Below are 25,055 nucleotides of genomic sequence, written 5' to 3'. Positions count from 1 at the left end.
TCCTTTTCCTTTAGGATGATACATTTTTTCTTGTACGCTTGCGCTGGTAGTAATAAAGGATACCGCCTGCGGCGAGCATGAGCACGCCAATCAGTACAGCTGTATACATCATCGTGGCTGTATTCGGCAGTGTGCCGCCTTGGAGGCCGGTTCCATCTTGGTTTGGATCTGTACCTGTGCCTCCGCCTGGTGCTGATGTTTCGCCGTCTCCACCAGTTTGATCTGGAGTTGTTCCAGCTGCCCCGCTTTGGTTGAGGACGGTGTATTCGCTGAAGTGCTCAGTTTGACCTGATGCGACTCCGTTTTCAAATGATCCATTACTAGTTTTGGCGTAACGATTCTTCTCGCGATCCACATAATACACACCAGGTTTTTTCGCCTTTTGAGGCTCGTCTAGTGTAAAGGATAGTGTGACAGGGTCTTTAAAGGTCGAAACCTTTTTCTTGTCTTGTTTGATTTGGAAATCATACGTATCCGTTAATGCGTTTTTCACTTTATCCGTCTTTGTCATCCATATATCTGCGCTTTTCTCTGACAAATTGGAGAGCGGCAATGCGAGTCCCACTTTGTCATGATAGATGGTGACGTTTGGATCTTGCTCTCTTTTCTTCAGCTCGGCTACTTGCGCTTTTGATAGAGACAATTGAACGTTTTCCGCTTTGCTTGCTTTGTCTAAATAGAGAAATGCTTTGTTTGTATGCTGCACATACGTTTGGAATTTCTTATCATCTTGAATGTCATAAGCGCCTTTTCCTTTCACGCGAGGAAGGAACACTTCTTTCACCCTGTGATCGATGACAGGCGAAATCTGCCCGTCTGCCTTTTCAATTTGCTCTTTGAAGATTTCATAGTCGACATACCCTAAGTCTTCGCCGTGAGAGGCTTCTGTAAAGACGCTGTAGCCGTCGCCGCCTGTGCCGACAAATGCGTTTGTGGCTACGCGGTATGTTTTCTCATCATCAATGTCTGTCAGTTGACCCTTTTGGTCTTTCAATTTCACATCAATCAGCCTGCTGCCAGCTGGTTTACTGAGTGTAAACGTATATTCAATGCCAGCTACATGAGGGAATGCACCTCCGCCTTCCTCAATGCCTGACAGCCCCTGTTCGAGTGTTTTTTTAATTTGACTGCCTTTTAAATCTGCGACATAAAGTGTATTTCCGAAAGGCATCACCGTTAAAATATCACCTAAAGTGATATCTCCTTTTTCAATGCTGCCTCGAATACCGCCGCCGTTTGTGATGGCAAGGTCAGCATCGGCAGATTCTTGTGCTTTCTGCAGCATGCCGTCGGCAATAAAGTTCCCAAGATTCGTTTCCTTCGCACGGACGTGCTCGCGTTGTCCGTCTAATAGGACATCTGTATAGCCGACTTTTTCTGTTTTTAAATCTTGAATATCTGCTTTGTACCCATCAAGGATCGCTGTTGCATCTGCATCTTCTTTGACAGAGTCATCAATAGAGATCAGGTCAAAAGAAGATTCTTTTGGCTGTACGACGCCTTTTTTGTCAAAGGCTACGTCTACTTTCCCTAAAAATTGTCCATAGTCTTTCACCTGAGCGACAATTGTAGGTTCTTTTTTATTGATGACCTTTAATTTTTCAACAAGTGTGTGCGTGTGACCGCCAATGATTAAATCAATACCGTCAACTTTTTGAGCCAGCTCAAGGTCACGATTGTAGCCAATGTGTGTTAACGCAATGATTTTATTGATTTTTTCTTCTGTTTGAATGGTGTTGACTGTTTCTTTTGCTTTCTTGTACGCATCTTTAAATTGAATGTTAGGACCGCTGCTGGATGTAATGGCTGTGTCTTCAGTCGTTAAGCCGAATACGGCCACCTTTTCACCATTAACATCAAGCAGGATGTAAGGGTAGATCCCGGCTTCTTTTTTCTCACCAGCTTTAAATGAGGCTGGTTTTTTCACTAAGTCGCTCAATTGTTTTTCCTTCGAGACATCCACGTTTGATGACACAATCGGGAATTGAGGCTTTTCAAATTGATGACGGTTTTTCGGATCGACATCTGATGCATCACCTGTCAGAAATTGACGTAGTACAGAAGGACCTTTGTCAAATTCATGATTACCAAACGTCATGGCATCGTATTTCATTAAGTTCATCAATTTCAGATCGGCAAGTCCTTGCCATTTTGTGAAGTATAGGTCACCAGAGAAGACATCTCCAGCGTCCAATAAAATATTGTTCTTGCTTTCAGCACGGATTTCTTTGATCTTTGTTGCGCGTCTTGCCGCATCATCAAGGTGTGCGTGTGTATCGTTCGTATGCATGACTGTTAAATTCCAGTTGTCTGATGAAGGCGGTTCTGTTGTGCCATCCTCTTTAAAGGCTAGCTTGTACACACCAAGACCATCTGTGCTTGCGTTACGAACAAAGTCTACGCTGCTTGATTTCTCAGCAAACGGTTTGGCTAAAAGAGAAGATTCAAATGTTAAAGTTGCGCCTTTCACCGGTGCAATGGCCCAGTTTTGATCTGCACTTGGGTTGATGGTTTTTTGTTCGATAATATAATCCATCAGTACTTGGCGGTTCTCATCTGCTGAGGCAAGCACCACTTTATCTTGGGTCAGATGCGGAAAGCCTCCGCCGCCAGAAGCACGATAGTTATTTGTCACGACTAAAAATTCTTGATTGTCAGAGACTGTTTTCCCGTTGTAAGACAGGTTTTTGATGCGGTTTGCATTGGCGTTGACCAGTGTGCCTGTTGTGCTGTATTTAGCAGGCTGCGTCACATCGACTTGGTATGTCACACCATCTATTACATCAAAGTTATACGAGCGGTATTCCTCGTTTAAAATCGGCTGTTCTTTTGAAACGTTCGGTTTGATCTGATTAAACTGTCCGGCAGACATTTCTAACCAGTCTTTCACTTCACTGCCTCTCAGTTTCACAATCTGCACAGTGTTATCGTAAAGGTAGAGATCGCCGATGTTCTTAATCGCTAAATCTCCTTTTGCGATATTTGTATAATAATTTACACCGTTTCGTCCGCCTGCTTTAAACGGCGCACCTGCAGATAAAATCGGTAAATTTTGATACGCAGTGTCCTTCATTTTTTCTTGTGCATACCATTTTTGGGCATCTGTCACAATTTGAATCGAAGGGTCATCCATCACTTGAGCGAAAAAGCTATTAATGTCTGCTTCTGTATTGCCAACAGGCTTTCTCACGTAATCAAGTGTGTTTTGATGCGTTGTTTGAATGGCATCTTTTACTGTGCTTTTCTGAGATGATACTCCGGCAACAGATTCGATCTTGCCTGTTCCGTCGGTGACCTTCCAGCTGCTGCCGTCAGGCTCTAGTGTTAAATCAATGACTCCGAGGTAGCTGCCCCAGTTTTTTGACATGACGACTGGGATGCCGTTGATGGTTCCTTTTGAGACATCGAATTTGTCAACGCCGTTATATTCAGCGCTTGGGAATGTGCCATGCTGGTGCCCAGATACAATGGCATTGATGCCTTTTGTTTTCGTGGCAAGGTCAAAGATCATATTTTCTGATCCTTTAGGTGAAGCTGTTTTTTCAATTCCTGTATGGGCAAGAGCGACAATGACATCTGCGCCTTTCGCCTTCATTTCAGGAATGGTTTCATTGGCAGATTCGACGATGTCCTGCACTTGGACTTGTCCATCTAAATGCTTCTTATCCCACGTCATAATTTGTGGTGGAACAAATCCTATGTAACCAACTTTCACAGTTTGTGAGGCTCCGTTTGCATCTTTAAAGGTTTTATCTTGGATCACGTAAGGTGTAAAACGGTGTTCTCCATTTAGCTTTTTGACGTTCGCATTGACAATCGGGAAGTTGGCGCCCGCAATGGTACCGTCAAGGAAAGATAATCCGTAGTTAAATTCATGATTGCCAAGTGTTCCTGCATCGTATTTTAGTTTGTTGAGTGTATGAATAATGGGGTGAACCTTTGTTTGATTGATGATGCTGTCTTTCTCATGTTTGTAAACGTATTCTCCAAGAGGGGTTCCTTGAATCAGGTCTCCGTTATCAACAAGGAGTGTATTTGGATTTTGTGAACGGTGCTTGTCAATCAGCTCGGCTGTTTTTGCCAAGCCAAATTCATTTGTTTCTTTGTCGCTGTAATAATCATAATTCATCATGTTCGCATGAACATCGGTTGTGGCTAAGATGCTGACCTTTACGGCTTTGCCGTTTTCTGTTTCTGCATGAGTAGGTACTGCTGGGAGAATGAGACTAATCATCATAATGGAAGTGAGCAGAATAGACAGGTTTTTCCTTCGTTTAGACCTATGTGTTTGCTTCTTCACCTGATCTCCGCCTTTCTAATTTTTTTGACCACAATACCTATTGTAGAAATGTTTCGTTAACTTTTGTAGTTATTTTTTGCAGATTATTGTAAAGATAACATAAATCATACGAATTACCTTGTTAAGGGAATGCGAATGAGTCGAATTGCTTATTTTTATCATAAGGGGTTTTCTGATAGGGATAGGATGTTTCATTTCAACATGCCCGGGTATAGTGTGTAGTGTAAACGATAATCAAGCAGGAGGGTTTCTACATGGGTAAGAAAATTGCAGTTGTATTAACAGATTACTTTGAGGATGTTGAATTCACCGAGCCTGCAAAAGCCTTTAAAGATGCAGGTCATGAAATCACAGTGATTGAAAACGAAAAAGGAAAAACAGTGAAAGGGAAGCAAGGAGATGCAGAAGTGAGAGTGGATGCGTCCATTGATCACGTGAAGCCTGAAGACTTCGATGCACTTCTCATTCCTGGCGGTTTCTCACCAGACATTCTGCGTGCAGATGATCGTTACGTCCAATTCACTAAAACATTTATGGATGAGAAAAAACCAGTATTTGCGATCTGTCACGGACCGCAATTGCTTATTACAGCGAAGACGCTGGAAGGAAGAGGCGCAACTGGCTATACATCCATTCAAGTAGATATGGAAAACGCAGGCGCTAAATTTAAAGACGAAGAAGTTGTCGTTTGTCAGGATCAGCTTGTGACAAGCCGTACACCTGATGACATTCCAGCATTTAACCGTGAATCATTAAAACTGCTTGAGAAATAAACCGCAGTTATGACAGGATAAAAAAAGCCAGCACCTTAAGGGGTGCTGGCTTTTTCTGCGCATGATGTAAGGAAACTGCGTGCAGACCGCAAAGCAGCTTCCTGATGCACCATTATTTTCTTAAGTTTTTTAGCTCGCTTGCGATGGCTTGCATTTCACTTGGGCTGAATGAAGATTTTTTCATCACCATTTGGTGAAGAAATTCGATATCTTCGTACTTGTCTGGACTGAAGTCCTCGGCTTTGATGACTCCAATGTTCAGCATATTTAACTTTTGCGAAATGTCTTCAATCAGCTGATTGACTTCAGCCGCTTTTTGCTCTGACAAGGGCGGCACGTCCTTTCCTGCATATATGTCGAATAATATGTCTATTTTAACAGAAATGCAAAAGAATAAAAGGGCTATTAAGATGACACGGAGATGTTTTTCTCCTTTTTCTCCTGCTTAATCTTATCAATGATTCGTTTGGATTCAAATACGACAACCCCTGATAAACCGATGAGCCCGATTAAGTTTGGAATGGCCATCAGCCCATTGAGCATATCTGCTACACCCCAAACGAAGTCATTTTTAAACACGGCACCGAAAAAGACAGCAATGACAAACACGATGCGATAATACATGACGTACGAATCCTTCGCCAAATATGTAAAGCATTTTTCGCCATAATAGGACCAGCCAATGATGGTGGAATAGGCAAACAAGAGCAGACCGATTGCCACAATGGTTGAGCCAACTGGACCGAGGAAATGAGCAAAGGATAACGAGGTCAGCGCATCACTTTTCACTGTTAAATACATATCTGCCATGACAATGGTAATGCCAGTGATAGAACAAACAATGATTGTATCGATAAACACTTGCGTCATAGATACGAGAGCTTGACGGGCAGGCATATCCGTTTTCGCAGCCGCAGCAGCAATTGGTGCTGACCCAAGACCTGCTTCATTGGAAAATACTCCTCGTGCCACACCCCAGCGAATGACAGTTCCAATTGCACCACCTGCCACGGCTTGACCCGTAAAGGCATCTGAGAAAATAAGACCGACTGCGCCTGGAACGAGATCAGCATTCATGACAAGAATGATCAGACCGCAAATGACGTAGAATAAAGCCATGACTGGTACAAAAATAGATGTGACCCGGCCAATGCTTTTAATTCCGCCTAAAATCACGAGTGCCGTAAAAGCCGTAATGATGATACCTGTTACCCATGTTGGAATTTGAAAAGTAGAATTCATGACTCCTGAGATGGAATTAGACTGTACCAGGTTGCCGATCCCAAAGGCAGCACTGGCGCCGAAAACAGCAAATAGAACCCCTAGCCATTTCTGTTTCAATCCATGCTCTAAATAATACATAGGTCCGCCAGACATTTCGCCTTTTTCGTTTTTGATCCTGTATTTAACTGCAAGAACAGCTTCTGCAAACTTAGTGGCCATTCCGAAAAATGCAGCAAACCACATCCAGAATACCGCACCCGGACCACCCGCTATAACTGCCGAGGCCACACCTACGATATTCCCTGTACCGACAGTTGCAGCAAGAGCCGTCATTAACGCTTGGAAATGAGAAATATCTCCTTCTGACATTTTGTCTTGTTTAGAAAAAGCGAGCTTTAAAGAATAAGGAAGTAATCTAATTTGAATGAAGAGAACGCGAAAGGTGAGGTATATTCCAGTACCAACAATTAAAATCAACAGGGGAGGCCCCCACAAAAAATTGTTCATCGTCGTGACAAACTGCTCAATTATTCCCATCTAATATCCCCCTTTGTTTGTGTAATTCTCCTAAAGTTTCTCCTGTTTTTGTGTAATTTGTCAATGGCGATGAGAGCTTTTCTTGCAAAGTTTCCAAAAGAAAAAGGGCTTGATATGATAGAGAAAAGGTTTTCGAAAAGAACTCTTAGGGAAAAGATAGGAGGAGAATGAAGAATGATTCATGTGTTATTCGTTTGTCTTGGCAATATTTGCAGGTCACCGATGGCAGAGGCCATGTTTAGAAAAAGAGTAGAAGATGAGGGGCTTAGCGAGCACTTTGTGATTGATTCAGCAGGGATTGGCGGCTGGCATCAAGGAAGTCCTCCGCATGAAGGAACGCGAAAGCTGCTTGATGAAAAAGGCATCAGCTATGAAGGAATGACTGCAAGACAAATCATGGAGAAGGATATCACCACATACGACTATATCATGGCGATGGATGCAGAAAATGTAGGGGCACTTCGCAGTATAGCCGGCTATGGGAAACATCACTTTATTGGCCGTCTTCTTGATTTTGTAGAAGACGACGATCGAGATGATGTGCCAGATCCTTATTACACTGGGAACTTTGAGGAAGTCCATGAATTAATTGAAACAGGAATTGACCGTTTTTTGACGTATGTAAAGAAAGAGAACCACCTTTAACTGAAAGGAGATCAGACGAGATGGAAGAAAAAAATCAAATCGTGCTCCGAGGAGCTGCCATAGGAGCAGCTTGCGGCGCATTGCTAACTTTATTTCATCGGCCAACGAGAATTGCACTCAAAGACAAATGGAATGACTGCCAGCAAAAGCTGGATGAATACCGCCAGGAGCCAGGCAGAATATCGGCTTGCATGAAAGAAAAGATGGAAGAAACGAAGCAGCTGATGCGAACAGTCTCAGATGATTTGTCATTTTTAAATGAACAGGTCAATCAGTTAAAGGAAACAACCCCAAGGGTATTAGAAATTATTGAAGAAACAAAGGATCACTTTCAATCGAAACAGACAGATTGATCATTGGAGATGAGGCGTATGGGTTTTATTAAAGCGTTAATTGAACGCTTTTTGCTGCATGAAGGACCGGCAAAATCTGCTGAGCTTGCGTATTTCTTTTTGCTTTCATTATTTCCGTTTCTCATCTTCGTGCTGACACTGGTTGGGTATTTGCCGCTGACGTCAAAGGATGTCCTGAGCGTCATTTCTGGTTATGCGCCAGAAGGAGCGCTTTCGATGATTGAATCCATTGCCGATCAGACGCTGAATAATCGTAACGGCGGATTATTATCGTTCGGGATTATTGCCGCCCTTTGGTCAGCATCTAACGGCATTAATGCCGTCGTCAGAGCTTTTAACCATGCTTACGAAGTTGAGGAGAATCGTTCCTTCATTCTCGTACGTTTAACATCAATCATCTTAACGATCGCGATGGTTTTGACCATTATTTTTGCCTTGATGCTGCCTGTCTTTGGAAAAGAACTTGGTTTATTTGTCGCTAAATTAGTCGGGCAGTCAGATGCCTTTCTCACCGTATGGACTGCGATGAGATGGATCATTAGCCCGCTGATTTTGTTGATTGTTTTTACATCCTTGTACTATTTTGCTCCAAACATTAGACTGAAATTGAAATTTGTTCTGCCAGGTGCCATTTTTGCATCGATTGGATGGATTTTGGTCAGCATGCTGTTTTCATTTTACGTAGGCGAGTTTGCCAACTACAGTGCGATGTACGGAAGCATTGGGGGAATCATTATTTTAATGATCTGGTTTTATTTAACCGGCATCATGATTATCCTTGGCGGCGAGCTCAATGCGCTTTTACATAAACGTAAAATCGTACCAGGCAAGCTATAAAGAAATCCGGGCATCCTAAAGAAGAACGAACAAGTTCAATCTGAATGGATGGGGGAAATCACATATGTCCAAACAATCGAAAAAAGGCGGAAGCAATACGAAACAAAACAAAGGTCATCAGCCTAAGCACAAAACAAGCGGCAGTGCGAACGGGCAAAATGGATATCACTAAATGAAAAACTCCTCTGCATAGCGCAGGGGAGTTTTTTTCATTTAGAAATGGATGCATTGGAACTTTCAACCACTGCTGCCGTTCGCCCAAATCGAACGCAGAAAAACACGAATAATATCACGATGCTGACAAGGTAAAGTAAATTCATTCCTTCAAACGTTTGCACAAAGATTCCACCGAGAACAGGCCCGAGAATACTCCCCGCACTAAACGCCATCCCGCACATCAAATTTCCAGCAGGAAGCAGATGCTTTGGCAATAAGTCGGTCATATAACTGATGCCAAGTGAGAAGGTAGAGCCTACAGCCATTCCGGCAATAAAGAAACAAATTGCAACAGCCAAAACCGATTGAATGAAAATTCCTGCTAGTAGGAAAAAGAAAGACCCGACGAGTGTGACACATAAAATGATGCGGCGCCTGCCAAACCGGTCGCTGAGCATCCCGAGAGGTAGCTGAAAGACAATACTTCCAATGGCAAACGCAGGTAAAATAAACGCAACTGCATCTACTGTTACCCCGCTTCTGAGTGCATAAACAGGGAAGTTGCTATTGAGTGTCGTTTCTAAAAAGCCATAGCAAAAAGGCATCATAAAGGCGACCCAGCCAAATTGAAAGGCTTTCTTAAAGCGCTTCAAACTGTTTGTCTGCTCTGACGTCTGCACTTCGCCCGTATCTGGATATGTATTTTTCAAAACAAAAACAAGCAGCCAAATACATAAACTAACGGCACCAGAAACAATGAAAGGTAAAGATGGGTTGATTTCAATGAGTGGTGTTAAAAAAGGTCCAGCGGCAAAACCGAGTCCAAAGGATAACCCATACAATGAAATATTTCGCCCGCGATTTCTCGATGACGACGCATAGGTCACCCACGTCTGTGTAGAGAAATGCAGCATATGATCACCAATCCCGATCATGAGCCGCAGGAAGAACCAGACGACATAAGATTCAAAAAACACAAAGCTAAACAAGCTTAAAAAGACAGCAGCGCCCCCAATGACAATTAACGGCTTAAACCCAAACCGGCGAAGCGGCGCTTCCATAAAGGGAGATGCTAGCAACACGCCAAGATATAAGCCTGTGGCATGCAGACCGTTTAACGTAGGAGAAGTGCCGGCATGTTCAAAAATAATCGAAATGACAGGCAATAACGCTCCCTGCGAAAAACCAGATACAGATACAAGTAAAATTAAAATCAAAAAGTGAATTCTCGACATAAGAAGCTCCTTACAAGTTCATATTTTCATCGTACAATGGAACCATAGGGGTTTCAATAGAAAGGTGGAAAAGGAATGAAACTGATATACGAAACGGACCGGTGGATTGCGGGAACAAATGAAAAGCAGCTGTATATCTCAGGAAAAGAAGAAATGGGGTACAGGCCATCTCAATTGTTCACCTCAGCTATTGCAGGCTGCTTTGGAGAAATGCTCATTCATGTATGCCGGAAAAAGCGAATATCCTGTGAAGGGCTGACGATCACACCTGAAACGACAAGAGCAGGAGCTGTAAACAAAATCTCCCGTATTCATTTACATATCATTTTTGAACACATCAATACATCTGAAGAACAAATAGATAAAGTCATCACAATTGCTTTGAAGCATTGTTCGATGGTGCAGTCTGTGAAAGGAAGTATTGAGGTCACCTTCTCACACGAGCGAATCTAAATGTATATGATGCCGGCACTCACGAAAGAATAACAATCAGACATATGAAAAGGAGAATGGCTGTATGAATCGTTTGTTTCTTGTGATTGTCGCAATTGGTGTGCCGCTATCGGTCATTGGGAGTTTTCTTCATTTTCCGCAGGTCATCATGTTTGCTGTGTATTGTATCGCCATTATTGGTCTTGCTAGTTTTATGGGAAGAGCCACAGAAAGTCTTGCCATCATAGCGGGCCCAAGAATTGGCGGGCTTTTAAACGCCACATTTGGAAATGCGGTAGAGTTAATTATTTCATTTTTTGCATTAAAGCAAGGACTGACAGCTATTGTACTTGCTTCATTAACTGGATCAGTTATCGGAAACTTACTGCTTGTGGCGGGGCTGTCTTTTTTCGTTGGCGGATTAAAATATAAGCGCCAAGTGTTCAATGTCCACGATGCAAGGCACAACTCGGGCTTGCTCATGTTTGCCATTATTGTGGCGTTTGTCATTCCAGAAGTGTTTTCGGTGGAGATGGCTGAGGATAAACAATTTGTTTTAAGCATTGGAATTAGCATTGTGATGATTTTGCTTTATGTCGCAGCGCTCTATTTCAAACTGGTCAGCCACCGCGGAGTCTATGTTGCCAAGCTGGAGAGCATGGACGGGGAAGCGGAGACGGAAGAAGAAACACCTGAATGGTCTGGTAAGTTTGCCACTGTGATTTTGCTGCTTGCGACGATTGCCGTTGCGTACATTTCAGAGCGCCTCGTTCATACATTTGATACGGTGGGAGAACAATTTGGCTGGAGTGAGCTGTTTATCGGAGTCATTATTGTGGCCATCGTCGGAAATGCCGCAGAACATGCCTCTGCTGTCATCATGGCGTATAAAAACAAAATGGATGTCGCAGTGGAAATAGCTTTTGGTTCCACACTTCAGGTTGCGATGATGGTGGCACCAATCCTTGTCATCAGCTCGCTTTTTTTCAATACGCAGATGCCGCTCATTTTCTCCTTACCAGAGCTCATTGCGATGGCATCCGCTGTATTACTCACAGTCATTTTATCTAATGACGGAGATACCAATTGGTTTGAAGGTGCCACATTGCTTGCTGCCTATTTCATTATGGCGATTGGATTTTTCCTTTTATAATCTTTTGTGGATAAGGGACGTCTTTGCGGAAAATACTATGGAAAAATGAATGAGAAAGAGTGATGATATGAAAAAGATGCCCCGCATCATGTTTGTTGTTCTCTTATCCTTAAGTTTTCTATACAGCTTTCCACTAGAGGCGGCGAAGCCATTTAAAGTGCCATCCTCTGTCGCCAGTATCTCAAAGGAGAATACGTATCCGAACGCGTCACAGGATCAGCCCCTGCTCCAGCCGAGTGAGCTGACAGCTGAATTGTTCAAAACAACGAATGTACCGATTGAAAATACCCATTTGATCAAAATGCTGAATGAATCCAGCATTTCAGGGACGCCATTAGCGGTTGGATACCGCGCGACCATTTTCCTCGGAAGATGGGCACTAAGCTACGATTCAAACGAAACGGTCGCCAACTGGGAATACAAAAAAGTGAATACGAATCACATTGATAACAGAGGCGGCAACAAAACAGCCATTGGTAAATACGTTCAAAAGCAGCAAGTAAAAGTGAGCGGCGGGCTCACAGCAAAGGTGCCAAACCCGGAAGATGTGAAAACATTGATGATGCAAAAAGCCATTCAAAAAACAAAGCTGCCCCTCGCTTTTGACACAGTGATTGGCGCAGGAACAAAACGAGATCAGTCGTACCATGTATCTCCGAAAAAAGCAGCTTCGCTTCATGCCTATGCACCAGCGATTAATGAAAAAGGAAAGGTGACATACGGAGAAGTGTACCTTGTGCTTAAAGGAAATAAACGAAAACTCGTCGTGAAAAACGTGACCTCGCAAGGAATCGGCGCTTGGATTCCTGTGCAGGATCACCTGACGTTTGGCTTTCAAGGGATGAATTAAAACAGTCATCTCCTCTTATCAAGAGAGGAGATGACTGTTTTTTTGCTAATTGGATTTCTTTTTTTCCTGTTTCAGTTCACTCTTGTAAAAATCAAAGAGGTTATAGAAAAACCATAAGATGAAAAGAAAGAAGATCACTTTAGTCAATATCGTTAAATTGTTGAAAATAAAGACCAAGAAACGGGATGATCATAAATCCATAATAAGAAAACCACCATGTTTTAAAGATGGAACTCAGCTCCTTAAAAACTTGTAGAAATTAACATGATATTCACATGGTACATTTTTTTGAGAAAATAAAAAAGCCACAGTAGAAGTTGAATGAACCCAACCACTACTATGGCTTAAATTTTTATTCCCCTAAATCCACATTATGATAAACCTGCTGCACATCTTCAAGCTCTTCTAATACATCGATTAGTTTCTCGAATTGTGCTTTAGATTCATCGTCTAATGTCACTTCGTTTTGAGGAAGCATCGTGATTTCAGCGACAGTGAATTCTTCAACGCCGGCTTGTTTGAATGCTTCTTGTACTTGATGGAATTGATCTGGTTCAGCGTATACGATCACTGTTTCATCTTCTTCCATGATGTCACGTACATCAACGTCTGCTTCCATTAAAAGCTCAAGCGTTTCTTCTTCACTTTTTCCTTCGACACCGATGACAGCTGTTTGGTCAAACATATAAGCAACAGAGCCGCTTACGCCCATGTTTCCACCGTTTTTCCCGAATGCCGCACGAACATCTGACGCTGTGCGGTTCACGTTATTGGTGAGGGCATCAACGATTACCATTGATCCGTTTGGACCAAATCCTTCGTAGCGCAGCTCATCGAAATTCTCTTCCGCACCGCCTTTGGCTTTTTCAATGGCACGGTCTACAATGTGTTTTGGGACACTATATGTTTTGGCACGTTCTAGAACAAAGCGAAGTGCTTGGTTTGATTCTGGGTTTGGCTCACCTTGTTTGGCAGCCACATAGATTTCACGCCCGAATTTTGCGTAAATACGACTTGTACTGGCATCCTTTGATGCTTTCTTTTCTTTAATGTTGTTCCACTTACGACCCATCTTATTCACTCTCTTTCACTTAGTAAATACACAGTATGAGGGTCCCCATGCTGCATGAAATCATTCTGCCTTCTATTATACATGAATCAGTCAAGAGGATAGAAGTAAGAGGGCTGAAATGAAGAGATTTCTTAGCTGATGTGTCCAAGCTGTTCAAGCGTTTCATGCTGCTTGTGAGATCTCGTCAGCTCGTCGCACCGAATGATCCTGCCATCTAATAACGTGAAAAGAGCCATGACATCAATTAAACCCCGGTCCCCGCTTGCGAGTTCCACATGTACAGTGTAACGAAAACACCCTTGCTGCGTATCTTCATCAAATAACACATCATGAAAAGCGGGGATTTCAAGCTGTTTTGTCAATCCTTTTAATGTGGATAGATGCTTTTTAAACTCATCAAGTGTCGAAACCTTTCCATCAGTCACTTGCTGATAATCAGGTGAAAAATAAGCCTCCACTTTTTCTATATTGAATTTGATTAATACCTCTTCATACATCTCTTTAATAAATGATATCGCTTCTTTTTTTGTCATGAATCAACATCCTCTCTTTATGTTAACCAGTTAACTATAATCAATTATAATTAACTAGTTAACAAAAAACAATCAAAAAAATAACCCCATCATAAATGAGGTTATTTTGCAGGCTGGGGATAAACGAGATCTTCAAGCAATTTGACATCATGCTGATGAAGTTGTTTGATCATTTCTTTTCGGACAGCGAGGGCAGCATCGAAGTATTTTTCGTCTTCGACCATTCCTTTCACTGTGATCTCAATCCCGCGGTTCAGCTTGTTCAGGCCCATAATGCCATGAACTTGAAACGGTTCAATGGCATGTTGAAATTCATCTTTTTTGAGAAAATCATGATGCATCTGATTTAAATTGTCACAGGCCGTTTCGAGTGCTTGAAAGGCTGTGTCTGGGTTTTGATTCGCACTAATTAATACAGACTCCGTAATCCGCATGTATTGCATGTTATAGTTTTGAATTTGCCGGATGTCTCCGTTAGAAATGGTTAACAGCTTGCCGCTCCATTCTCTAATTTGCAGAGAGCGGAGACCAATCTCTTCAATCGTTCCATTAAAGAGGTTATTCACTGTCACATAATCCCCTTTATGAATCTGACGTTCATAGATCAGAAAAATGCCTGCTAAAATATCGCGAATCAGCGTCTGGGCGCCAAAACCGATGACGATCCCAGCAACACCAGCACCTGCAAGAATTTTCCCAAAATCATGAAAGAAGAGAGAAATGACATACATTACAAAGCAAATCGAAGCGGTGTATTTCGTAACAGATTTGACCAAGCTCTCGATCGTTTTTTTCTTCTTGTCCTCTATAAACTCCGTTCGTTTAAAGAAAATTTGAAGCGCTTTGTTAATCATAAAGACGGCAAGCCAAAGAACGAGTCCAACAAGGAGAATTTCAATGTATTTGTTCTTGACTATTGTCAGAAAAGTATCGTCCATCTATCGGTTACCCCCTGGCTGTACGAGAAGTAAAATCAACATCTTGATAATAGCTGTTTTTCACAAGAACATTCGGACCGAGGCATTGTACGCTTGGACAATGGCAATTCAGCTCTTTTGCTAATTTTGTGTCCATCCAGCGTGAATAAGCAGATTGCAATGTATCAGTAGCAATGTTTCCAAGCGCCGGTGTATCGCCAAAGTCTGTCACAATAATATTCCCATCAAAAATATTCACATTCAAACGTGAGCGGCCGTCAGGGTCATTTCGTACCGTGACATGTTTCTCCTGACGCAATCGCTTGAGGAGGCGCTGATCTTCTTCATCTGTGCTGCAAGAATAAAATGGCAGGGTGCCAAACAGCATCCATGTGTCTTGATCACGAATATCAAGCAGCTGATGAATCGCATCACGCATTTGCGGAAGCGTCAATGATTCAAGGGCGCTGGCAAAATCACTTGGGTACATTGGGTGAACTTCGTGGCGCTGGCATTTCATTTCCTCCACGATTTGCCGGTGGATGTGTTCAATATATGGAAGCGTGCGCTTATTGAGCATGGTTTCAGCAGATACGGTAACACCCGCTTTGACAAGTGCCCGGCTATTTTCAATCATGCGGTTAAATAATTTCTCGCGCTGCTCAAAGGTTGGTTTTCTGTCCATCATCGCAAAACCGACCGTTGCAAACTCTTCGACAGTTCCCCAGTTATGTGAGATGTGAAGGACATCTAAGTATGGAATAATTTCCTCATATCGCGCCAAATCAAGTGTTAAGTTTGAATTGATCTGTGTACGGACGCCGCGTTCATGGGCATATTTTAATAAAGGGACGACATATTCCCGCACAGATTTGAGAGAAAGCATAGGCTCTCCGCCTGTAATACTGATTGAGCGCAGAAGCGGAACTTCATCTAAACGGCGAAGCAGTAAATCAAGCGGCAGTGCATTCGGGTCCTTAGGCTGTAAGGTATAGCCGACCGCACAGTGCTCACATCTCATGTTACACAACGTCGTTGTTGTAAATTCGATATTTGTCAGCTTCATCTCTCCGTAATCCTGCACATCGAGATAGGCTTCCCAAGGGTCGTATGCAGGTGTAATCGGACGAAGTGCTGTTTTTTGGTTCATGGTATCTATCTCCTTTTCATTCGGGCAAACGTGGACCCGCCAACAGTTAATTTTAAGCCCCATCACCGTTATACGCAAGTGGGGTTTCATTGATTTACAAGGGAAAAAAAGATAAGCTAGAAACAAATGCTAAAGGGAGTGTATCTATGGGCAAGGCAGCAGACAGCAAAGAGCAGCAGGTTGATTATTTAAAGAACCGATTAGATATGTTTATGAATGTGATTGATTCATTAGATCCTGAATCAACAGATGTTGAGGATATAGACAGACTGATCCAGATGATTGACGACCTAGAAGCGAAATATGAACGGTTTAAAAACGATTGGAAGGAAGAATAGCTCGCGCAGTGCGGGCTTTTTTCTTTAAATTGGCAGGTGAATCAGTGTATGAGTCTCGGTCTTATTCTGCACAATAGAAGAAAAACCGGGAAGTGACGTAAATGAAAAAATACATGCTCATCTGTTTATGTGCGCTTTTTGTATCCATGCCTCTCTCAGAAGCGGAAGCCGTGTCTAATAAGCCCGTCCACTGGGGATTTGCGAAAAGCAAAGAACACAAGCCAGCAGATGCGGGTAAAGAATTGAACGTCCTTTTAAAAAAGTATGATGCCTTTTATTTAGGAAACACGAAAAAGAAAGAGATTTATTTTACCTTCGACAATGGCTATGAAAATGGGTACACGCCGAAGATCTTAGATGTGCTGAAAAAACATCAAGTACCAGGCACCTTTTTTGTGACAGGGCACTTTGTAAAGGATCAGCCTGAGCTCGTCAAACGGATGGCAAAGGAAGGTCATATCATTGGCAACCATTCCTATCACCATCCAGATTTAACAACAAAGAGTACGAAAGAAATCAAAGAAGAGCTGGGGCGTGTCAATGAAGCCGTGTACAAAATCACTGGAAAACAAGACAACCTCTATCTTCGTCCGCCGCGCGGTGTATTCAGTGAAAGGGTGCTGAAGGAAACAAAAGAGCTCGGCTACCAAACCGTTTTCTGGTCAGTGGCGTTTGTGGACTGGCATATTCATCATCAAAAAGGAAAACAGTATGCCTACGATCAAATGATGAAGCAGGCGCACCCAGGTGCCATTTACTTACTTCATACCGTCTCAAGGGACAATGCCGAGGCATTGGATGATGCCATCACGGCTCTGAAAAAACAAGGATATTCCTTTAAAAGCCTAGACGATCTCATGCTTGAAAAAGTATGGCATCTGCCTCAGCTATAGAAAAAAGCTTGCAGAAGACCTGCGAGCTTTTTCTTTATCCTTCTCTTATTTTACGCTGAAACAAAATCGGGTGATGACGCGTAAAAGAGTCAATCAAGCCCTCACCGAAAATCGTGATTGTTTGCTCCCAAGGATGTCCTAGCAAGCCCCAATGCATCTCTTTTGATAAAAAGAAATCATAATCCCCGTTAGGAAGCACAGGGACTCTCTATTCCCCAATTTCATCTTTTTCAAATGACCCGTATGGTGTGATCCAGTAGCATTCGTGCTGCCAATCGAGTGCCAGCATATATTCGTCTGTTCTCATATGCTCCTGAAAAGCAAGTAACGCTTTCTCTTCAAGGTCTTCCTCCGCATGTAGAAGGGAAGGGTCCTCAAAATAAACAGAGATATTATATGTAATATAAGGAGATGGTACGTGGAATGAGGGAAAACGAGAGATGCTTGGATTAAATTTGAAATCTCGATAGAACGTCTTCCATACCAGCCTTAGTTCTTGATGAGTCAATGGAATCCAGTTTTCCACCTTAACCGCCCCCAAGCTATTCTCTCAACAAATTATTTGAAAATGCGGAACCACCCTTTATGCTTAAACCACAAAAGCATACCCGAGACGAGCAGACCCATGAAAATCAGCACCCAAAAATAGCCATACTTCCAGTGTAATTCAGGCATGTTGTCAAAGTTCATCCCGTACACCCCAACAATAAAGGTCAGTGGAATAAAAATGGTCGACACAATGGTCAATGTCATCATGATTGCATTCATTCGATTGGAATTCAGCGTCTGATAGCTGTCTCGTAAATCGGCCGTCATATCACGGTTTGACTCGACGATCTCGGTTAGTTTCAAAAGGTGATCATAAATATCATTGAAATATGCTTGCCGGTTCGTATCGCTTCTCATTGTATTTGTGTTGACAATACGATATAAAAGGTCCCTCATCGGAATAATCGTTCTTCGCAGTTTGAGCAAATCGGATCGAATTCCGAATACTTCGTTCATCAGCGTTCCATATGTTTTATGACCTTCTTCATCCTCAATTTCATTCAGCCTGTCCTCAATTTGATAAATAATAGGGAAATAATCATCGACAAGCTGATCAATCAGCATATAGGCGATATGCTCAGGTCCACTGTTTCTGGCTTTATCAGATTCTTTGAGCTTTCGAATGACACGGTCAATGTATGGCGCCTCCTTCAAATGAAAGGTCACGATATAATTGTCACCAACAAACAGATCGATTTCCTCAGATCGAAGCGTCTTTTGATTCAGGGCATGAAGCACGAAAAATAAATACCCTTCATAAAAATCAAGCTTCGGCCGCTGTAAATAATGGAAGCAATCCTCAATCGCAAGCGGATGGAACTGAAAGTATTCCTTCAAAAGCGCTGCTTCCTTTTCCGTTGGCGCATGAAAATCAATCCAGTACCAGGCGATATTGGGGCTTGAAAGCTGCTGTAATGTTGCATGTTCAATCAAGTCGCCGTTTTTTGTCACTGCAATTTTTTTCAGCATGTGCACCCCTCCAGACTTGCATTATATCATGAAGCAGCACCGGTGAACTTATACGTGTTCTGCATAAAAAAGCCGATCTCATTACTGAGATCGGTCCAATGTGCGTGTATGATTGATGGATAAAACCGAGAATTAAGGACGACGGAAGTTGACGAAACCACCGTTGCGGTCGAACCAGCCTCTAAACGCCCAGTTGATGTAGCCGCCGTCACCTTTGTTTGTGAAAGATCCATTTTCAAATACCCAAACTCCGTAAGTAATGCTTCCGTATTTCACAGTAGCAAACGTTTTGACTCCGTTGAAACGAGTCTCATAACCTTGGCTTAAGTTAAATACCATGACATTGTATTTTGAGCCCGCAGCATAGAAAGCAGACTCCATTAGTCCTTTGACAAAGCCTTCACGGTTTGTGTTAGCATTTGCAGCATTGATTAATGCATTAGCTATACCAAGTACGTCAAAGTTAATATTAACGTTTCCTGCGGTTGTAGATGCTTTACTTTCAGCAGCTTTGTTTAAAACAGTTTGCTGAACAGTAGTTGAAACTGGAGTAGTTTTTTGTTCAGCAGCGTCAGCGAATACTGGTAGTGTCGAAGAAACAGCAGTGGCAAGGGCAACAGAAAGAATGGTTTTTTTCATTGGTCGGATCTCCTTTGTTTTTAAATTTTGGTGTTCCTTTTCGTAAAAAGTGAAACTAGGTGAAGCCGGTTATCAATGAGGTAAAATATGGTCCTGCAAGATAAAACAAATGATTGCCTAATCAGCTAATTCCTTTGTTCACCTCCTTGATATGTCATAATTATACAAATGTTTTCGGAATAGAAGATATCACCCAGAGGTTCTATTTCTAATTTAAGGTAAATAATCCTAAAATATTGAAGGGTGCTGTCGAATTTTAGCTGAATTCGACTAAAAATGTTCCTTCATCCAAAAGGAAAATGACCGTAAATAAGGAAGATATAACTGATAAATTCTTGTACTCTTTATGTTTAAAAGTATTCAATATGGAGAATCATTCATGCAAAGTGAAACAATCGCATCTGCGTGTTTGCAGAAAGGAAGAGGAAAACATGTGGGAAAAAGAGCTGATGGTGGAGCCGCCGTATCATTTCGATCAAGTGCTCAGACGCTTATCAAGTGATCCATTAAAAGCAGTCGATTTGAATAAACGAGAAATCAAAGTACCAATTAGGTTAGAACAAAAACCATACGTTGTCGTCGTTCAAGCCACCGGAACAAAAGAAGCGCCCACGTTTCGGGTGCAAGGAAAAGGTCCTGAGGAACCTCTCATATGTGAGGTGAAGCGGATATTTGGCATGAAGCATCAATTACACGCTGTGCATGAGCATTTTTCTCAAACGAATTTAGCGTCCATATTTGAGCGTCATGTCGGGACACCGCTCATGCTGGATTTTCATTTATATCATTGTTTGATGAAATGCATCATTCATCAGCAGCTCAATCTGGCGTTTGCTTATGAGCTCACGAAACGGTTTGTTCATACGTACGGTGAGCAAATAGAAGGTGTTTGGTTTGATCCTTTACCGGAAGCCATCGCCTCACTTGAAACAGAGGATTTGAGAAAGCTCCAATTTAGTCAGCGGAAAGCGGAATATGTCATCGATGTATCGAAGCGAATTGTGAGCGGCTCTCTTTGTTTAGAAGAATTACACGATTTAACTGATCTGGAGGTGGAAGAACGTCTGCTTCCGATTAGAGGGATTGGACCTTGGACAGTTCAAAATGTGCTCATGAATGGACTTGGAAGACCAAATCTCTTTCCGATGGCAGATATCGGTATTCAAAACGCCATCAAGCGGCACTTTGACCTGCCTGAAAAGCCGACAAAAGAAGAAATGGCAGCATTAAGCAAGGAGTGGACCCCGTATTTAAGCTACTCTTCTTTATATTTATGGAGAAGCATTGAGACAGATAAATAAATGAAAGGGATTTTCTCTCTTTGTCCAAGTCATGATATACTAATGAGATGGAATAAAATGAAGACAACCTATAAAGGGTTCAGATAGAACGGAGAGAATGAAGTGAAGGAAAAACAGCAAGGTGCCCTTTTACAAAAGGGACAGCAGTTCCCGCTTACCATTAAACGCCTTGGCATTAATGGGGAAGGGGTCGGTTATTTTAAAAAGCAAGTGGTCTTTGTCCCGGGTGCGCTTCCAGGCGAAGAAGTGGTTGTGGAAGCAACGAATGTCCAAGCAAAATATGCAGAAGGTACGGTTAGAAAAGTCCGAAAGCGCTCCGAGCATCGAGTGAAACCGCCATGCCCAGTATACGAGCAGTGCGGAGGCTGTCAGCTTCAGCATTTGGCATACGAGCAGCAGCTAAAGGAAAAACGAGATATTGTCATTCAATCAATGGAACGACACACGAAGCTATCGGTCGAAACGCTAGATATTAGACCAACGATCGGCATGGAAGATCCGTGGCACTACCGGAACAAAAGCCAGTTCCAAGTAGGGCGTTCTCACAGCGGTGACATCATTGCTGGACTTTACGGACTGAACTCTCATAAGCTTGTACCGATCAAGGAATGTATCGTGCAGCATCCAAATACGAACAAAACAACGGGCGTTGTCCGCAAAATCTTAGAGAAATTCGGTGTATCGGTCTACAATGAACGGACAAGAAAAGGCGACGTACGCTCAATTGTCGTGCGTGTCGGCTTTGAAACAGGGGAAGTACAAGTCGTCCTTGTCACATCGAAACCTGAATTTCCAAAGAAAAAAGAAATCGCCGAAGCCATTCAAAAACGTCTGCCAGAAGTGACGTCCATTATGCACAATGTCAACGGTGAAAAAACGTCGGTCATCTTTGGCCATAAGACATCTCACCTAGCTGGCAACATGGTCATTCAAGAATTTTTAGGGGACGTCTCCTTTGAACTGAGTGCACGTGCTTTCTTCCAATTGAATCCGAAGCAAACGCTAAAGCTTTACGACGAAGCGAAAAAAGCGGCCAAACTGACTGGCAAAGAAAAGGTTGTCGATGCGTATTGCGGCGTTGGAACGATTGGTATGTGGCTTTCAGATGGCGCCAAAGAAGTACGAGGAATGGATGTCATCAAAGAATCGATTGATGATGCCAAGAAAAATGCCAAAAAACACGGCATGAAAAACGCGACCTATGTGACAGGAACAGCTGAACACTGGCTGCCAAAATGGGTCAAAGAAGGCTTCCGTCCTGACGTCATCGTCGTGGACCCGCCAAGAACAGGCTGCGAGCGCACCTTCTTAGACACTGTCAAACAAGTCAAACCAAAACGCCTTGTCTACGTCTCTTGCAACCCATCGACATTAGCAAAAGACCTCGAATACATGTCAAAAGACTACAAAATCGAATACATGCAGCCAGTGGATATGTTTCCGCAAACGGCGCATGTGGAGACAGTTGTATCGCTCGTGAAAAAATAGACTTTAATCAAGGCTCGAAAATCAATATTAGATTTTCGAGCTTTTTTGTTTTGGGGGCATTTCTTTAATCAGACTTTTTTCTAAATGAATATAAACACTTGTAATATTTAAAATAGTACTATATAGTTCTAATTATGAAAAAAGTAAAATTAATGAATCAAAAACGTGTGCTTGAAGTTGCTGCAACTTTATTTTTAGAAAAAGGATTTGCTTATACAAGCATGGATGAATTAGTACGTGTAAGCAAAGTGTCAAAGTCTAACGTGTATTATCACTTTTCTAATAAGGAGGATTTATTAGAAGGAGTCGTTGATTATTGGATTGAAATGTATCAATCTGCAATTGATGACGTACTATCTCAGAACCAATTTTTAGTTGAAGAACGTATCCAACTGTTTTTAAAGCAATTATCACAAGGAGTTCAATCGAGAGAATATAAGGGGAGCTGTCCATTTATTACTCTTTATATTCAAAGTCCTACACAGGCCACACAAATAAAAGAAAAAATAGGTCTGTTTTTTACAGGATTACAAAAGAAAGTTTCTCTATTACTGAAACAAGGGGTAGAGAATGGAGAATTTAGAAAGACGATTCATATTGATGAGGTTGCATCACTGTTTATTACCAATCTTGAAGGCGCGTTATTTATTTCAGAAACATTGAAGGATGCAACTGTCATTACGAAAACAGCAGATCATATTTTTAACTTGCTTCGATAAAGAAGCTTTTTTTTCACATTAAATTAGTACTGATTAGTACTAAAAGGGAGATTTTTATATGAGAACAGTATTATTAATTGGTGGAACGGGCTTTATTGGAAAGCAATTAGTCGAAGAATTAGCCAAAGAGGATGTGAACATTCTTCTTTTAGTGAGGTCGAAAAGTAAAGCAACACGCATTTTTCAAGAAAGAGGCATTTTAAAAGAAGCAGTGATGCACTTTGTTGAAGGTGATTTGACGAAAATAGATTTAGGGCTAAGTGCTGATGATAAGGAGAGGGTATTGAAAACGGATGTGATGATTCACGCAGGAGGCCCCATGGATATTCAAGCGACAAGTAAAAAGGCAGCTTCCGTCTTTTTAAATGGCGCCAAACATATTAGTGACTTAGCTAAAAGTATTCATCAATTGAAGGGCTTGCAGCAATTTATTCATGTTGTCGGTTATATGAGTCCCTTTGATGATCAAAATAGCAAGATTGAAATTGATGTGTTTAAAGAAGGAAACAGTTATTTGAAAATAAAAAGTCCTTATGAGAGAACAAAATTTTTAGCAGATCTTTATATTCGTCAACAGGCATTAGCAGTAGGTTATCCGCTTTCTGTCATTAATCCGCCAACTGTAGTCGGCAGTAGTAAAACGGGGAGTACAGAGCAGATAGCAGGATTAGGTTTGCTTGTGAAGAGTATGCGAAGAGGGCTCATGCCGGTGATTCCTGGAGGTAAGGACTATAGGTTGCCACTTATTTCAAACGATGAGTTTGCGAGGTTTATTGTGCAGGTTTTCAGATTGGAACAGTCGGCTATTCAAACATATACACTTGTTGAAGACAAACAGAACGATCAGAACTTTGCTGAATTATTAAGTATGATGTCAGAAAGTATGAATATGAGGGCACCAAAAATCTCTGTCCCAATGCCACTGATGAAAGCTATAATGAATAGTGGCGTAAGTAAAATAACAAACATTCCTTCTGATGGACTGAACTTTATGACAAAACGAACATTTTCAAATGTTGCAGCGAAAAAAATAATGGGAGAAGATTGGTTTAAGAAGACGAGTGTCATGAAATTTTTCCCTGCTGTAGTAGCTGATCTGGATTATCGAATGATGAATCAAAATGGTAAGGATCATCATTTATTTAAACGAACATTATGTGATAACACGACTCTTTATCAATTACAAGGAGAGGGTAAACCTTTTATTTTATTACATGGTTTATTGAGTGATGGAGAGGATTTATTCCCTCTAGCACAAGAGCTACATGAAAAAACGGGTCAACCTGTATGGATCTTGGATCTTCCAGGTTTGGGACGATCTCCTTTTAAAAGAGAGAAACATCTTCTAGATATCTATTTGAATGTCGTGAAAAAGGTATTGGAGAAAGCGACGAATGGTGCACATCTAATCGGCCATTCATTCGGTGCGTATATTCTTCTGGAAGCATTGGTACAAGAGTACATCGATAAGAAGTATTCAATCACTTTACTTCAGCCACCTGTTGATAAGAAAAAAACTGCATCGCGAAATGTTCCTCAATTTATGAACAAATGGACATTGAAATGGGCAACGACTAATATGATAGGGCGTTATGTATTAAGTAATGGTTTGTTTGAAAATACGGAGAGCATCCCTGGACATTATATTGAAAAAGTCAGAAATAGTTTTACATCTCCTAGAATATTAAATACGACGGTTCAGCTTAACAGCTTACTACAGAAATTCGATCAAGATGATTTCAATGAGGTCACAAAGGATCATCTTCATATGATTTGGGGGGTCTATGACAAAGGCTATTCTGCCCCATCGCATCTTGGTAAAGTTGATTTTGTTCCATATGGTCATCATTTCCCACTTAGCCATCCGAGTCAAACGGCAGCATTGGTCATAAAGCAGATGAGGGTATGGGATAAATAAAAGGTTTAAGGGAGACCAGCGTGGCTAAAAAATTTCAATAGTAGAATACTTGATGAATTCGCGAGAAACAAAGT

General features: G+C 41.8%; 23 protein-coding genes and 1 pseudogene. 13 read left to right on the top strand and 11 right to left on the bottom strand.

What is annotated here, in order from left to right:
- Nucleotides 1-10: 10 nt before the first annotated feature.
- Nucleotides 11-4,300 carry a multifunctional 2',3'-cyclic-nucleotide 2'-phosphodiesterase/3'-nucleotidase/5'-nucleotidase gene (locus ACSSTM_RS08160; protein ID WP_437404122.1) on the bottom strand — a complete coding sequence of 1,430 codons (4,290 nt, stop codon included), beginning with the start codon at nucleotides 4,298-4,300 and terminating at the stop codon, nucleotides 11-13.
- Between the two features lie 254 nt (nucleotides 4,301-4,554).
- Between ACSSTM_RS08160 and ACSSTM_RS08155 the strand changes: the two genes are divergently transcribed.
- The gene (locus ACSSTM_RS08155; protein WP_060595771.1) at nucleotides 4,555-5,073 is read left to right on the top strand and encodes a type 1 glutamine amidotransferase domain-containing protein; all 519 of its coding nucleotides are present in this window, start codon (nucleotides 4,555-4,557) and stop codon (nucleotides 5,071-5,073) included.
- 112 nt (nucleotides 5,074-5,185) lie between these two features.
- On the opposite strand, the gene ACSSTM_RS08150 is transcribed toward ACSSTM_RS08155, so the two are convergent.
- Together ACSSTM_RS08150 and ACSSTM_RS08145 are read right to left on the bottom strand one after the other, a co-directional pair.
- Nucleotides 5,186-5,401 (bottom strand): DUF1128 domain-containing protein, encoded by a 216-nt coding sequence (locus tag ACSSTM_RS08150; RefSeq protein WP_003214000.1) that lies wholly within the window; start codon nucleotides 5,399-5,401, stop codon nucleotides 5,186-5,188.
- 77 nt (nucleotides 5,402-5,478) lie between these two features.
- Complete coding sequence (locus ACSSTM_RS08145; protein ID WP_060595772.1) at nucleotides 5,479-6,834, bottom strand: alanine/glycine:cation symporter family protein; 1,356 nt, start codon at nucleotides 6,832-6,834, stop codon at nucleotides 5,479-5,481.
- Between the two features lie 174 nt (nucleotides 6,835-7,008).
- Between ACSSTM_RS08145 and ACSSTM_RS08140 the strand changes: the two genes are divergently transcribed.
- Genes ACSSTM_RS08140 through ACSSTM_RS08130 form a run of 3 tightly spaced genes read left to right on the top strand, consistent with a single transcriptional unit; the run spans nucleotide 7,009 to nucleotide 8,669 of the window.
- Nucleotides 7,009-7,479 carry a low molecular weight protein-tyrosine-phosphatase gene (locus tag ACSSTM_RS08140; RefSeq protein ID WP_034665148.1) on the top strand — a complete coding sequence of 157 codons (471 nt, stop codon included), beginning with the start codon at nucleotides 7,009-7,011 and terminating at the stop codon, nucleotides 7,477-7,479.
- 20 nt (nucleotides 7,480-7,499) lie between these two features.
- Nucleotides 7,500-7,832 carry a hypothetical protein gene (locus tag ACSSTM_RS08135; protein ID WP_034665145.1) on the top strand — a complete coding sequence of 111 codons (333 nt, stop codon included), beginning with the start codon at nucleotides 7,500-7,502 and terminating at the stop codon, nucleotides 7,830-7,832.
- Between the two features lie 18 nt (nucleotides 7,833-7,850).
- Nucleotides 7,851-8,669 (top strand): YihY/virulence factor BrkB family protein, encoded by an 819-nt coding sequence (locus tag ACSSTM_RS08130; protein WP_034665141.1) that lies wholly within the window; start codon nucleotides 7,851-7,853, stop codon nucleotides 8,667-8,669.
- A gap of 209 nt (nucleotides 8,670-8,878) precedes the next feature.
- On the opposite strand, the gene ACSSTM_RS08125 is transcribed toward ACSSTM_RS08130, so the two are convergent.
- Nucleotides 8,879-10,060: an MFS transporter gene (locus ACSSTM_RS08125; protein WP_066031166.1), complete on the bottom strand. Its 1,182-nt coding sequence runs from the start codon at nucleotides 10,058-10,060 to the stop codon at nucleotides 8,879-8,881.
- A gap of 75 nt (nucleotides 10,061-10,135) precedes the next feature.
- On the opposite strand from ACSSTM_RS08125, the gene ACSSTM_RS08120 reads away from it, so the two are divergent.
- From ACSSTM_RS08120 to ACSSTM_RS08110, 3 genes are all read left to right on the top strand, one after another.
- Nucleotides 10,136-10,513, top strand: a complete 378-nt coding sequence (locus tag ACSSTM_RS08120) for an OsmC family protein (RefSeq protein ID WP_106038430.1) — start codon at nucleotides 10,136-10,138, stop codon at nucleotides 10,511-10,513.
- A 64-nt stretch (nucleotides 10,514-10,577) separates the two neighbouring features.
- Entirely contained in the window at nucleotides 10,578-11,645 is a 1,068-nt protein-coding gene (cax, locus tag ACSSTM_RS08115; protein ID WP_034665131.1) for a calcium/proton exchanger, read from the top strand.
- A 67-nt stretch (nucleotides 11,646-11,712) separates the two neighbouring features.
- Complete coding sequence (locus tag ACSSTM_RS08110) at nucleotides 11,713-12,495, top strand: YfkD famly protein (protein ID WP_034665127.1); 783 nt, start codon at nucleotides 11,713-11,715, stop codon at nucleotides 12,493-12,495.
- Nucleotides 12,496-12,847: 352 nt separating this feature from the next.
- On the opposite strand, the gene ACSSTM_RS08105 is transcribed toward ACSSTM_RS08110, so the two are convergent.
- From ACSSTM_RS08105 to yfkAB, 4 genes are all read right to left on the bottom strand, one after another.
- Nucleotides 12,848-13,567, bottom strand: coding sequence for a YebC/PmpR family DNA-binding transcriptional regulator (locus tag ACSSTM_RS08105; RefSeq protein ID WP_003218036.1), 720 nt, complete (start codon nucleotides 13,565-13,567; stop codon nucleotides 12,848-12,850).
- 131 nt (nucleotides 13,568-13,698) lie between these two features.
- Complete coding sequence (locus ACSSTM_RS08100) at nucleotides 13,699-14,100, bottom strand: nuclear transport factor 2 family protein (RefSeq protein ID WP_034665117.1); 402 nt, start codon at nucleotides 14,098-14,100, stop codon at nucleotides 13,699-13,701.
- 101 nt (nucleotides 14,101-14,201) lie between these two features.
- The gene (locus tag ACSSTM_RS08095) at nucleotides 14,202-15,038 is read right to left on the bottom strand and encodes a mechanosensitive ion channel family protein (protein WP_309416357.1); all 837 of its coding nucleotides are present in this window, start codon (nucleotides 15,036-15,038) and stop codon (nucleotides 14,202-14,204) included.
- A 7-nt stretch (nucleotides 15,039-15,045) separates the two neighbouring features.
- Nucleotides 15,046-16,167, bottom strand: coding sequence for a radical SAM/CxCxxxxC motif protein YfkAB (gene yfkAB / locus ACSSTM_RS08090; RefSeq protein ID WP_034665111.1), 1,122 nt, complete (start codon nucleotides 16,165-16,167; stop codon nucleotides 15,046-15,048).
- A 146-nt stretch (nucleotides 16,168-16,313) separates the two neighbouring features.
- Between yfkAB and ACSSTM_RS08085 the strand changes: the two genes are divergently transcribed.
- Nucleotides 16,314-16,505, top strand: coding sequence for an SE1561 family protein (locus ACSSTM_RS08085; protein WP_012009274.1), 192 nt, complete (start codon nucleotides 16,314-16,316; stop codon nucleotides 16,503-16,505).
- 101 nt (nucleotides 16,506-16,606) lie between these two features.
- Nucleotides 16,607-17,398 (top strand): delta-lactam-biosynthetic de-N-acetylase, encoded by a 792-nt coding sequence (pdaA, locus tag ACSSTM_RS08080; RefSeq protein ID WP_034665108.1) that lies wholly within the window; start codon nucleotides 16,607-16,609, stop codon nucleotides 17,396-17,398.
- 34 nt (nucleotides 17,399-17,432) lie between these two features.
- Here the strand turns inward: pdaA and ACSSTM_RS08075 are convergent.
- The 3 genes and pseudogenes from ACSSTM_RS08075 to ACSSTM_RS08065 form a co-directional block, all read right to left on the bottom strand.
- Nucleotides 17,433-17,924 (bottom strand): annotated as a pseudogene (locus ACSSTM_RS08075) (DUF2716 domain-containing protein).
- A gap of 32 nt (nucleotides 17,925-17,956) precedes the next feature.
- Nucleotides 17,957-18,916 carry a magnesium/cobalt transporter CorA gene (gene corA, locus ACSSTM_RS08070; protein WP_309416358.1) on the bottom strand — a complete coding sequence of 320 codons (960 nt, stop codon included), beginning with the start codon at nucleotides 18,914-18,916 and terminating at the stop codon, nucleotides 17,957-17,959.
- 132 nt (nucleotides 18,917-19,048) lie between these two features.
- Nucleotides 19,049-19,555, bottom strand: coding sequence for a hypothetical protein (locus ACSSTM_RS08065; RefSeq protein ID WP_034665101.1), 507 nt, complete (start codon nucleotides 19,553-19,555; stop codon nucleotides 19,049-19,051).
- 431 nt (nucleotides 19,556-19,986) lie between these two features.
- Between ACSSTM_RS08065 and ACSSTM_RS08060 the strand changes: the two genes are divergently transcribed.
- The 4 genes from ACSSTM_RS08060 (at nucleotide 19,987) to ACSSTM_RS08045 (ending at nucleotide 24,981) form a co-directional block, all read left to right on the top strand.
- Nucleotides 19,987-20,856, top strand: coding sequence for a DNA-3-methyladenine glycosylase family protein (locus ACSSTM_RS08060; protein WP_187704405.1), 870 nt, complete (start codon nucleotides 19,987-19,989; stop codon nucleotides 20,854-20,856).
- Nucleotides 20,857-20,958: 102 nt separating this feature from the next.
- Complete coding sequence (rlmD, locus tag ACSSTM_RS08055) at nucleotides 20,959-22,344, top strand: 23S rRNA (uracil(1939)-C(5))-methyltransferase RlmD (RefSeq protein ID WP_034665094.1); 1,386 nt, start codon at nucleotides 20,959-20,961, stop codon at nucleotides 22,342-22,344.
- 152 nt (nucleotides 22,345-22,496) lie between these two features.
- A complete protein-coding gene (locus ACSSTM_RS08050) occupies nucleotides 22,497-23,063 on the top strand; it encodes a TetR/AcrR family transcriptional regulator (RefSeq protein ID WP_034665091.1) in 567 nt (188 codons plus the stop codon).
- A 58-nt stretch (nucleotides 23,064-23,121) separates the two neighbouring features.
- Nucleotides 23,122-24,981 carry an alpha/beta fold hydrolase gene (locus ACSSTM_RS08045; protein ID WP_034665089.1) on the top strand — a complete coding sequence of 620 codons (1,860 nt, stop codon included), beginning with the start codon at nucleotides 23,122-23,124 and terminating at the stop codon, nucleotides 24,979-24,981.
- Nucleotides 24,982-25,055: the final 74 nt, after the last annotated feature.

Origin of the sequence: Bacillus sp. RK1064, from assembly GCF_051488405.1 — a bacterium.
GTDB lineage: Bacteria > Bacillota > Bacilli > Bacillales > Bacillaceae > Bacillus.
This window is presented reverse-complemented; position numbering and strand designations above follow the sequence as displayed.